Origin of the sequence: Brevundimonas sp. (genome assembly GCF_032107865.1) — a bacterium.
Lineage (GTDB): Bacteria > Pseudomonadota > Alphaproteobacteria > Caulobacterales > Caulobacteraceae > Brevundimonas.
Genome location: NZ_DAMCNG010000087.1, coordinates 1 through 10,734 on the forward strand (window position 1 = coordinate 1; position 10,734 = coordinate 10,734).

Sequence of the window (10,734 nt, forward strand, 5' to 3'; positions counted from 1 at the left end):
CCATTCGGCGCGGTTGAGGACGTCGCCGCCGGTCTGGCCCTTCAGCGTCTGGACGAAGCCGCGTCCGGTCGCGCGCACCCGCAGGCCCCAGCCCGCGCGCCGCAGCGCCTGATCCGGCGTGTCGTAATAGACGGAGCGCAGGGTCTGCACGCTGTCCTCGCCCGCCAGAGCCGGGTGGGCGGCCAGGCGCGCGGCGGCGCCCGGACCGAGCCGGAATTTCAGTTCGATTTCCTGCGCCATTTCCTGGGCCATGCCGGACATGACGCCATTGTGCGCCCATCGCCGCGCGGGTCCAAGGCGATGAAAATGATCCAACAGCCAAGCTCGCGCGTTAGGAGGGGATGACTGATCTGCAGACCGCCCAAACCGTCCCGCCCGCCGAGCCGGCCAAGCCCGCCGTCCTGACCATCCGCAACGCTCGCATGGGCGACGTCGCCGGGATCAACGCCCTGGTGGCGCGGGTCTATAAGGACATGCCGCCCTATACGCCGGGGATGCTGCGCGGCCAGATCGCCACCTATCCCGACGGGCAGTTCGTGGTCGAGTTCGAGGGCGAGATCGTCGGCTACGCCGCCAGCTTCCGCATCGACGAGACGTCGGCCATGGGGCCGCACACCTGGGACCAGATCACCGGCGGCGGCTATGGCGCGCGCCATGACCCGGCGGGCGAGTGGCTGTACGGGATGGAGGTCTGCGTCGACCCCGCCCGGCGGCGCCTGCGCATCGGCCAGCGTCTGTATGACGCGCGCCGCGACCTGTGCGAGGCGCAGAACCTGAAGGGGATCGTCTTCGGCGGACGGATGCCGGGGCTGGCGCGTCGCCGGGCCGCCTATCCTGACCCGAACGCCTATGTCGAGGCGGTGCGCGACCGCAAGGTGAAGGATCCGATCATGGCCTTTCACCAGCGTTCGGGCTTCGAGCCGGCGGGGGTGCTGCTGAACTATCTGCCGTCGGACAAGGCGTCGCTGGGCCATGCGGCGCGCTGGGTCTGGCGCAACCCCTACTATGTCGAGGCGACGGGCAAGGGGGCGGCCTTTGCGGTGAAGGAGACGGTGCGCGTCGCCACCGTCCAGCTGCAGATGCGCAAGGTCGAGAGCTTCCAGGAGTTCATGGACAACGTCGAATATTTCGTCGACGTGGTGTCGGACTATCGCGCCGACTTCGTGGTCTTCCCCGAGTTGTTCACGCTTCAGCTCCTGTCGCTGGAGACGAAGAAGCTGACCCCGGCGGAATCGATCGAGGCGCTGACCCGCTATACGCCGCGCTTCGTCGAGGCGATGCGCGAGCTGGCGGTCGGCTACAACGTCAACATCATCGGCGGCTCGCACCCGACGCGGACCGAGGACGGCGAGATCCAGAATGTCGCCTATGTCTTCCTGCGCGACGGCTCGGTGCATGAGCAGGAGAAGATCCACCCGACCCCGAACGAGCGGCACTGGTGGAACATCAAGGGCGGCGACCGCGTCCACGCCATCCCCACCGACTGCGGGCCGATCGGGGTGATGATCTGCTACGATTCCGAGTTCCCGGAACTGGCGCGGCGTCTGGCGGACGAGGGCGCGCGCATCCTGTTCACCCCCTTCTGCACCGACAACCGGCAGGGGTATCTGCGGGTGCGCTATTGCTCGCAGGCGCGGGCGATCGAGAACCAGTGCTACGTCGTCCTGTCGGGCAATGTCGGCAACCTGCCGAACGTCGAGAACATGGACATCCAGTATGCGCAGTCGTGCATCCTGACGCCGTGCGACTTCCCCTTCGCGCGCGACGGGGTGGCGGCTGAGGCCAGTGAGAACGTCGAGACAGTGACGGTGGCGGACCTGGACCTGTCCGATCTGGCCTGGGCCAAGGCGCAAGGGACGGTGCGGAATCTGCGCGACCGTCGGTTCGACCTGTACAAGACGGTGTGGACGGACGGGGGGTGACCTTACCCCCGCTCATCCCGGCGGGTGCAGGGATCCAGTGAGAGCAGAGCGCACAGGGACTTGCGTATTCATGCCGCGCGTTTGGGGTCAAAGCGCTGGGCCCCGGCATCCGCCGGGGTGAGCGGGGGATTTTGTGACCCGCCTTCTATTCCGGCCGCTTCGCCGGACTGTTTCGGAACCGGGGCGCAGGCGCGGGCTGAACCACGCCCTGCGCGGTGACGAAGGCGTCGCGGGCGCGGTTGTGCGGGTGGTCGGGGGCCTCGGTCATGGACAGGACGGGGGCGACGCAGGCGGCCTGGGCGTCGGGGTCGTTGCACCAGTCGTCGCGGGTTCGGGTGCGGAAGACGGCGGCCAGCTTGTCCTTCAGCCTCGGCCATTGGTCTGGGTCGAACGGCATGGCGAAGTCGGGATCGTTCCCCAGACCCGTCAGCCGCATCAGGGCGATGTAGAAGGCCGGTTCGATGGCGCCGACGGCGACGTGTTTGCCATCGGCCGTCTCATAGACCTCGTAAAACGGCGCTCCGGTGTCGAGCAGGTTGACGCCCCGCTCGTCGCGCCAGGCGAGACTGGGCGGCAGGGGCGCGGGCAGGTTCTGGCGGAAGCCCCAGATCATGCTCATCAGCAGGGAGGAGCCGTCGGTCATGGCGCAGTCGATGACGTCGCCGCGCCCGGTGCGCTGGGCCTTCAGCAGACCCGCGACCATGCCGAAGGCCAGCAACATGCCGCCGCCGCCGAAATCACCGACCATGTTGATCGGCGGGGTCGGCTTCTCGCCCGCCCGGCCGAAGGCGTGAAGCGCGCCTGAGACGGCGATGTAGTCGATGTCGTGGCCCGGCGCCGGGGCCAGCGGTCCGTCCTGACCCCAGCCGGTCATCCGGCCGTAGACGAGGCGCGGATTGTCGGTCAGCAGCGCGTCGGGGCCGAGACCCAAGCGCTCCATCACGCCGGGGCGGAAGCCTTCGATCAGGCCGTCGGCGGTGCGCGCCAGATCGCGGATCAGGGCGGCGCCCTCGGGCGTCTTCAGGTCGGCCTCGATCAGGCGGGCGCGGCTGCGGTTCAGGGGATCGCGCGGATCGGGCGCGGCGCCGGGGCGGTGGACCAGCACCACCTCCGCCCCGTGGTCGGCCAGCATCATGCCGCAGAAGGGGGCGGGGCCGATGCCGCCGATTTCGATGATGGTCAGGCCGTCGAGAGTTCCGCTCATGCCCGCCACTGAAGCCGAGGCGGCCCCGTCCAGCTTGCGCCGTCCGGGGCCGCCTCTTCGGGGGGAGCTGAATGATGTCCCCGCTCACCCCGGCGGACGCCGGGATGAGCGGATTTGGATGGTTACGCCGCCCGGTTCTTCACCAGATCGTCCACGACCGACGGATCGGCCAGGGTCGAGGTGTCGCCCAGGGCGCCCAGTTCGTTCTCGGCGATCTTGCGCAGGATGCGCCGCATGATCTTGCCCGAGCGGGTCTTGGGCAGGCCTGGCGCCCACTGGATCACGTCCGGGGCGGCGATGGGGCCGATCTCCTCGCGGACCTGGGCGATCAGGGCCTTGCGCAGGTCTTCGGTGGCCTCGACCCCCTTGTTCAGGGTGACATAGGCGTAGATGCCCTGACCCTTGATGTCGTGGGGGAAGCCGACGACGGCGGCCTCGGCCACGTCGTCGTGCAGGACCAGCGCGCTCTCGACCTCGGCGGTGCCCATGCGGTGGCCTGAGACGTTGATGACGTCATCGACCCGGCCGGTGATCCAGTAATAGCCGTCCTCGTCGCGGCGGCAGCCGTCGCCGGTGAAATACTTGCCCGGATAGGTCGAGAAATAGGTCTCGAAGAAGCGCTGGTCGTCGCCATAGACCGTCCGCATCTGGCCCGGCCAGCTGTCGGTGATGCACAGATTGCCCTCGGTCGCGCCCTCCAGCACGCCGCCCTCGGCGTCGACGATCTGGAGCTCGACGCCGGGCAGGGGCTTGGTCGCTGAGCCGGGCTTCAGGTCCGTGGCGCCGGGCAGGGGCGAGATCAGGGCGCCCCCCGTCTCGGTTTGCCACCAGGTGTCGACGATGGGCAGGCGGCCTTCGCCGACGACCTCATGATACCAGCGCCAGGCCTCGGGGTTGATCGGCTCGCCGACGGTGCCCAGCAGGCGCAGGCTCTTGCGGCTGGACGCCTTCACCGGGGCGTCGCCGTCGCGCATCAGGGCGCGCAGGGCCGTGGGGGCGGTGTAGAAGATGTTGACCTGATGCTTGTCCACCACCTCCCAGAAGCGGCTGACGGTGGGATAGTTGGGCACGCCCTCAAACATCAGGCTCGTCGCCGCATTGGCCAGGGCGCCATAGACCACATAGGTGTGGCCCGTGACCCAGCCCACGTCGGCCGTGCACCAGAAGACCTCGCCGGGGCGATAGTCGAACACCAGCTCATGGGTATAGCTGGCCCAGAACAGATAGCCGCCGGTGGTGTGCAGCACGCCCTTGGGCTTACCCGTCGAGCCCGAGGTGTAGAGGATGAACAGCGGATCCTCGGCGTTCATCGGCTCGGGCGCGCAGTCGGGCGAGGCCTTGTCCGTCTCGACGCCCCAGTCCAGATCGCGGCCCTCGATGAAGGGCACGTCGGCGCCGGTGTGGCGCAGGACGACGACCGTCTTCACGCCCGCGACCTTTTCCAGCGCCTTGTCGACATTGGCCTTCAGCGGAACCTTCTTGCCGCCGCGGCAGCCTTCGTCGGCGGTGATGACGAAGGTCGACTGGCAGTCCTCGATGCGCCCGGCGATGCTGTCGGGCGAGAAGCCGCCGAAGATGACCGAATGCACCGCGCCGATGCGGGCGCAGGCCAGCATGGCGTAGGCCGCCTCGGGGATCATCGGCAGATAGATGGTGACGCGGTCGCCCTTCTGGACGCCATTCGCCTTCAGCACGTTCGCCAGGCGGCAGACGCGGTCGTGAAGCTGGCCGAAGGTGACGGCTTCGCTGTCGGTCGGCTCGTCGCCTTCCCACAGGATGGCGACCTCGTCCTTGCGGGCGGGCAGGTGGCGGTCGATGCAGTTGACCGAGGCGTTCAGCACCCCGTCCTCGAACCAGCGGATGCGGAAGTCTTTCTTGTTGAAGGAGACGTCCTTGATCTTGGTCGGGAAGGTCATCCAGTCGAGGCGTTCGGCCTGCTCTGCCCAGAAGGCCTCGGGGGTCTCGCGCGCCTGCATCCGGGCCGCTTCATAGCCGGCGCGGTCCATGTGGGCGCGGGCGGCCAGTTCGGCGGGGACAGGATAGATTTCCGGATCAGACACGCGATTTCCTCCAGGGGTCTTTTTCTTCTTCGGCCTTAGAAGCCGTATTTGGCGAACAGGATCAGACGGGTCATGTCGCCGTCCAGTCCTGATTCAAGCTTGCGATCAGCGAACATCACCTCGGCGCCGACATCAAACGCGGTGACCGGCGACCAGATCAGATTGGCGTGAAGGCTTTGGGCTGAGCGGTTGGCGCCGGTCCCGGTCAGGGCGACGTCGTTGTCTACCTTCTGCGTCGACCAGATCAGGCTGGAGCGCCAGCCCGGCGCCCAGACGTGACGATAGGCGGCGAAGCCTGCGACCACGCCGATGGCCTCCAGATCGCCCGAGGCGTCCAGCACCGCGTCGTTGGAGAAGTTCAGCCCGACATAGCGGCCGATGCCTTCGCCGCCGGTCAGCATCAGGCGGATGTCGTCCTGCGCCCCGACCTTGAACTTGGCCGAGGCCGACAGGCCCCAGCCCGTGGCGGTGGAATCCACGTTGGTCGCCGGGTTCTGATACTTCAGCTGGCGCACCAGGCCGGACAGTTGCACATCGCCCCACGGACGGCTCAGGCCATAGCGGGCGGTCAGGTCGGGCAGGCTGTTGTCGTCGGCCACGATGCGGGCGCCGCCGCCGAAGGGGGTGACGGTGGTCTCGGGGTTCTCCAGCGCGATGGAGAAGGGGCCGCGCGTGTAACGGACCTGGGCCTGACGGGCGAAGACCGTGCCCTCGGCCGCACCGACGAAGTCCGCCGATTCCGGCAGGACGGCGGTGTTCTGGAAGTTGGTCCACTCCTGACCGATCAGCCAGTTGTCGATAGTGACGAAGGCGCGGCGCAGGGCGGGGTTCGAGCCGCTGGTCGTGCGCTGGTCGCCCGAGCCTGGCAGGGTCTGGAAGTCCATCTCCAGCCGCGTGCCGATCTTGCGGCCGCCGACCACGCCGTCGGTGGTCAGCCAGAATCGGGTCTGACGCGCATTGAAGTCGGTGGCGACGTCCTCGTCCGCGCCGCCGACCGGAATGGCGCCGGGTAGGTGATAGTCGCGCAGGGCGTCGCCGTTGGCCGGATCGCCGCCGGAATAGCTGGAGGCCATGGCGTCGACCTTGATGAAGCCGCCGAACTTCACCGTATGATCACCGATGCGGAAGCCGTCCGAGGGCGTCGGCGGCGCGGAGACCGGCGTCGGCGCAGGCCGGGTCTCCAGGCGGATAATGTCCTGGGCCTGCGACGCCTGCTGCGTTCGCGCGGCGACCACTTCGGATTTCAGACTGTTCAGCTCGGCTTCGAGCTGGGCGATACGGGCTTCCAGGGCCGCGTTGGCGTCTTGAGCCAGTGCGACGCCGGGCGCGAGCAGCAGCGCGGCCGCAGCCACGCCGCCGAACAAACGGCAGCTTCCCATGCGTGGTCCTCCCAGACCGTTGTTCCGGACCTGTCTGTCGCAGGCCTCAGGACGGCAGCATTCCGCGCGCTCCGGGTTTGCGGCCATTAGCCATTCGTCTAGTTTCGACCAAAGTCGAGGCGCGGCATGGTGTCGTCGCGACGCGGCCGACGAAACAAGAACCGCGCGTGGGAAGGACACTCATGGATCGCATCGTCGTCGCCGACGACCACCCCCTGTTTCGGGCGGCGCTGAAGTCGGCTGTCGAAAAGGCGTCTGAGGGCGCCCTGATCGTCGAATGCGCCAGCCTGGCCGAGGCGCAGGCCGCCCTGGGCGCGGCGGCGACGGACTTGCTGCTGCTGGATCTGAAGCTGTCGGACGTGGACGGCATGACGGGGCTGACCCTGATCCGCGCCGATCATCCGGCCGTTCCGGTCGTCGTGGTCTCGGCCAGCGAGGAGGCGCCGACCATCCGCCGCGCCCTGTCTCTGGGGGCGGCGGGCTTCATCCCCAAGTCGGCCGCTCTGCCGACCATGGTCGAGGCCATCCAGGTCATCCTCGAAGGCGACACCTGGGCGCCCGAGGTCGAGGCGGCGGGCGAGGAAGAGGTCGATCTGCAGGCCCGCATCGCCAGCCTGACGCCGTCGCAGTTGCGCATTCTGGAGGGGTTGAAGGTCGGGCGGCTGAACAAGCAGATCGCCTTTGACCTGGGCGTCACCGAGGCCACCATCAAGGCGCACCTGACCAGCGTCTTCCGCAAGCTGGGCGTTCAGAACCGGACCCAGGCGGTGATTTTGGCCCAGTCGCTGGAGCTCTGACTTCCTTCAATCGACGGGAAGAGGGCGGCCATTATTCGACCAAGGTCGCTCTGCGCAAACCACCGTTCCTGCTGTCACTCTCTCTTCCGACGCCCGACGCAAAGCACGCCGGGCGCGAGGGAAACGCGCCGCGCATCGCGGCCGCACAGGAAGGGACTGCCCATGACCGACCGCACCATGGGTGCGGCGGACGGCGGCGAGCACACGGTCGACAAGAACGACCGGCTGGTGATTCTCGCCTCCTCCGTCGGCACCGTCATCGAATGGTACGACTTCTATCTTTACGGCTCGCTGGCCGCGATCATCTCCGCCCAGTTCTTCTCGGGCGTGAATGAGACCACCGGCTTCATCTTCGCCCTGATGGCCTTCGCCGCCGGCTTCGCGGTGCGCCCGTTCGGGGCCATCGTCTTCGGCCGCATGGGCGATCTGTGGGGGCGCAAGAACACCTTCCTGGTGACCATGCTGCTGATGGGTATTTCGACCTTCGTGGTCGGCCTGCTGCCGCCCTATGCCGCCATCGGCATCGCCGCCCCGATCATCCTGGTGCTGATGCGCCTGATCCAGGGCCTGGCGCTGGGCGGCGAATACGGCGGCGCCGCCACCTACGTCGCCGAGCACGCCCCGCACGGCAAGCGCGGCTTCTACACCTCCTTCATCCAGATCACCGCCACCGTGGGCCTGTTGCTCAGCCTGATGGTGATCCTGGGCGTGCGCTTCGTCCTGGGCGAGGAAGCCTTCGTCGAGTGGGGCTGGCGCATTCCCTTCCTGGTCTCGATCCTGCTGCTGGGCGTGTCCCTGTGGATCCGCCTAAAGCTGTCGGAAAGCCCGGCGTTCAAGCGCATGAAGGCCGAAGGCAAGGGCTCGACCACGCCCCTGAAGGACAGCTTCATGAAGTGGCCGAACCTGAAGCTGGTGCTGATCGCCCTGTTCGGCCTGGCGGCCGGTCAGGCCGTGGTCTGGTACACGGGTCAGTTCTACGCCCTGTTCTTCCTTGAGAAGACGCTAAAGGTCGATCCGGCCCTGGCCAACATCCTGATCGCCGCCGCCCTGGCGCTGGCGACGCCCTTCTTCATCTTCTTCGGCTGGCTGTCGGACAAGATCGGGCGCAAGCCGATCATCCTGGTCGGTTGTCTGCTGGCCGCCCTGACCTACTTCCCGCTGTTCAACGCCCTGACCGGCGCGGCCAACCCGCGCCTGGCCGCCGCCGTGGCCGAGTCGCCGGTGACCGTCTACGCCGATCCGGCCGACTGCCACTTCCAGTTCGACCCCGTGGGCAAGACCGTCTTCAACAGCTCGTGCGACCTCGCCAAGACCCATCTGGCCAAGGCGGGCGTCACCTACATCAACGAAGCCGCCCCGGCCGGAACCGTGGCCCAGGTGCGCATCGGTGATCAGGTGGTCGACAGCTTCAACGGCAAGGTCATGCCCAAGGCCGACTTCGACGCCCAGAAGAAGACCTGGGACGCCGGCTTGACCGCTGCTCTGACCCAGGCCGGGTACCCGGCCAAGGCGGACAGCGCCCTGGTCAACAAGCCCATGGTGATCGGCATCCTGTTCCTGTTGGTGCTGTATGTGACCATGGTCTACGGCCCGATCGCCGCCGCCCTGGTCGAGATGTTCCCGACCAAGGTGCGCTACACCTCCATGTCGTTGCCCTATCACATCGGCAACGGCTGGTTCGGGGGCTTCCTGCCGACCACGGCCTTCGCCATGGTCGCCGCCACGGGCAACATCTACTACGGCCTCTGGTACCCCATCGCCATCGCCGTACTGACCCTGATCGTCGGCGTCCTCTTCGTGAAGGAAGGCAAGGACGTGGATATCCACGACTAAACTCTGAATGCTCTCCCTCCCCTTCATGGGGAGGGTGGCTGAGCCCGACAGGGCGAGGCCGGGTGAGGGCGGCTTGGCTATTCACACACCGAGCCCCTCATCACCTGGCCCTCCCCACCCGGTCTCCGCTTTGCTTCGACCACCCTCCCCATGAAGGGGAGGGAGAAGGATGTGACTTTCGCCAACCTGCGGGCGGTCCGGCTTCGGCCTGGCCGCCCTCTTTTTCACTTGCCCGCGTGAGCGCGCCCGGCCCAGATGACGCCCATGTTCAGCCTCGCCACCCTGGCCCTGACGGCCTTCTACATGGCCGCCCTGTTCGGCATCGCCTGGTGGTACGAGCGGCCCCAGATCAAGGCGCGGCGCGGGATGCTGGGGCCGTCGCTCTACGCCCTGTCGCTGGCCATCTACTGCACGTCGTGGACCTATTACGGGGCGGTGGGCACGGCCGCGCGCGACGGGTGGGAGTATCTGCCCATCTATGTCGGGCCGATCCTGGGGCTGACCCTGCTGCTGCCGCTGTGGCGTCGCATCGCCTCGGCCGCCAGGCGCGAGAACGTCGGCTCGATGGCCGACTTCATCTCGTCCCGCTACGGCAAGAGCCCCGCGCTGGGCGCGGCGGTGGCGGGCGTCGCCATTCTGGGCTCGGTCCCCTACATCGCGCTGCAGCTCAAGTCGCTGTCGATGGCGGGCGAGATGATCACGGCGGGCACCCCCGTCGCCGGGTCAGAGAGCCTGACCGTCCTGGTCATGGCGGCGGTCCTGGCTGGATTCGCCATCCTGTTCGGCGCGCGCCGTCCCGACCTGACCGAGCACAACCGCGGCCTGATCCAGGCCATCGGCATCGAGTCCATCGTCAAGCTGGCCGCCCTGCTGGCCGTCGCCGTCTTCGCCGTCGTCCTGCTGACCGCCTCGCCCTCGCGTCAGGCCGTGACCGACAGCCTGGGCCAGCTGGGGACATGGCCGCACATCGACGCGCGCTTCATGGCCATCACCCTGGTGGCGACCCTGGCCATCTTCTGCCTGCCGCGTCAGTTCCACGTCGCCTTCGTCGAGGGCGGCGATCCGGCCCAGGTGCGTCGCGCGCGCTGGATCTTCCCGCTGTACCTGATCCTGACCACCCTGGCGGTGCTGCCGCTGGTGGCGGCGGGCGGGTTGTTTAGGCCCGAGACCAACCCCGACCTGCTGGTGCTGGCCCTGCCGTTCGGCGCGGGGCAGAGCCTGCTGACCGCCGTGGTCTTCGTCGGCGGCTTTTCGGCCGCCACCGCCATGGTCATCGTCGAGGCCGTGGCCCTGTCGGCCATGGTGTCCAACAACCTGGTCCTGCCGCTGATGGGGGCGGGGCGGCGGCGCGGCGCGGTCCAGCCGGACATGGCGCGGACCCTGCTGAACATCCGCCGCCTGGCCATCGTCGCCCTGCTGCTGCTGGCCTGGCTCTATTATCTGGCGATGGACCGCTCTAGCGGATTGGCGGCCATCGGCCTGGTGTCCTTCGCCGCCCTGGCCCAGTTGGCGCCGTCGCTGTTCGGGGCGGTGCTGTGG

Annotated in this window: 7 protein-coding genes and 1 pseudogene; 4 read left to right on the forward strand and 4 right to left on the reverse strand. The window is 67.9% G+C overall.

The features are described 5' to 3' along the window. Positions 1-261: CYTH domain-containing protein (locus RT567_RS08895; protein WP_313575877.1), on the reverse strand; the 261-nt coding region annotated here is incomplete at its 3' end. A gap of 80 nt (positions 262-341) precedes the next feature. Between RT567_RS08895 and RT567_RS08900 the strand changes: the two genes are divergently transcribed. Next, complete coding sequence (locus tag RT567_RS08900; protein WP_313575879.1) at positions 342-1,922, forward strand: bifunctional GNAT family N-acetyltransferase/carbon-nitrogen hydrolase family protein; 1,581 nt, start codon at positions 342-344, stop codon at positions 1,920-1,922. Positions 1,923-2,067: 145 nt separating this feature from the next. On the opposite strand, the gene RT567_RS08905 is transcribed toward RT567_RS08900, so the two are convergent. The 3 genes from RT567_RS08905 to RT567_RS08915 all read right to left on the reverse strand — a co-directional run bounded on the left by RT567_RS08905 (position 2,068) and on the right by RT567_RS08915 (position 6,565). Continuing rightward, positions 2,068-3,126, reverse strand: a complete 1,059-nt coding sequence (locus RT567_RS08905; protein WP_313575881.1) for a CaiB/BaiF CoA-transferase family protein — start codon at positions 3,124-3,126, stop codon at positions 2,068-2,070. Positions 3,127-3,248: 122 nt separating this feature from the next. Continuing rightward, complete coding sequence (gene acs / locus RT567_RS08910) at positions 3,249-5,186, reverse strand: acetate--CoA ligase (RefSeq protein WP_313575883.1); 1,938 nt, start codon at positions 5,184-5,186, stop codon at positions 3,249-3,251. Between the two features lie 35 nt (positions 5,187-5,221). Further along, positions 5,222-6,565 (reverse strand): DcaP family trimeric outer membrane transporter, encoded by a 1,344-nt coding sequence (locus RT567_RS08915; RefSeq protein ID WP_313575885.1) that lies wholly within the window; start codon positions 6,563-6,565, stop codon positions 5,222-5,224. A 182-nt stretch (positions 6,566-6,747) separates the two neighbouring features. On the opposite strand from RT567_RS08915, the gene RT567_RS08920 reads away from it, so the two are divergent. From RT567_RS08920 to RT567_RS08930, 3 genes and pseudogenes are all read left to right on the forward strand, one after another. Then, positions 6,748-7,362: a response regulator transcription factor gene (locus RT567_RS08920; RefSeq protein WP_313575886.1), complete on the forward strand. Its 615-nt coding sequence runs from the start codon at positions 6,748-6,750 to the stop codon at positions 7,360-7,362. Between the two features lie 177 nt (positions 7,363-7,539). After that, on the forward strand, positions 7,540-9,195 hold the full coding sequence (locus tag RT567_RS08925; RefSeq protein WP_409516161.1) for an MFS transporter: 1,656 nt from the start codon (positions 7,540-7,542) through the stop codon (positions 9,193-9,195). Between the two features lie 264 nt (positions 9,196-9,459). Next, positions 9,460-10,734 (forward strand): annotated as a pseudogene (locus RT567_RS08930) (hybrid sensor histidine kinase/response regulator); the annotation flags it as partial.

Bases quoted from the DNA above. Each gene is read 5' to 3' on its own strand.
- RT567_RS08900 (WP_313575879.1), top strand. From the start codon at position 342: ATGACTGATCTGCAGACCGCCCAAACCGTCCCGCCCGCCGAGCCGGCC.
- RT567_RS08915 (WP_313575885.1), bottom strand. From the start codon at position 6,565: ATGGGAAGCTGCCGTTTGTTCGGCGGCGTGGCTGCGGCCGCGCTGCTG.
- RT567_RS08925 (WP_409516161.1), top strand. From the start codon at position 7,540: ATGGGTGCGGCGGACGGCGGCGAGCACACGGTCGACAAGAACGACCGG.
- RT567_RS08920 (WP_313575886.1), top strand. From the start codon at position 6,748: ATGGATCGCATCGTCGTCGCCGACGACCACCCCCTGTTTCGGGCGGCG.
- RT567_RS08905 (WP_313575881.1), bottom strand. From the start codon at position 3,126: ATGAGCGGAACTCTCGACGGCCTGACCATCATCGAAATCGGCGGCATC.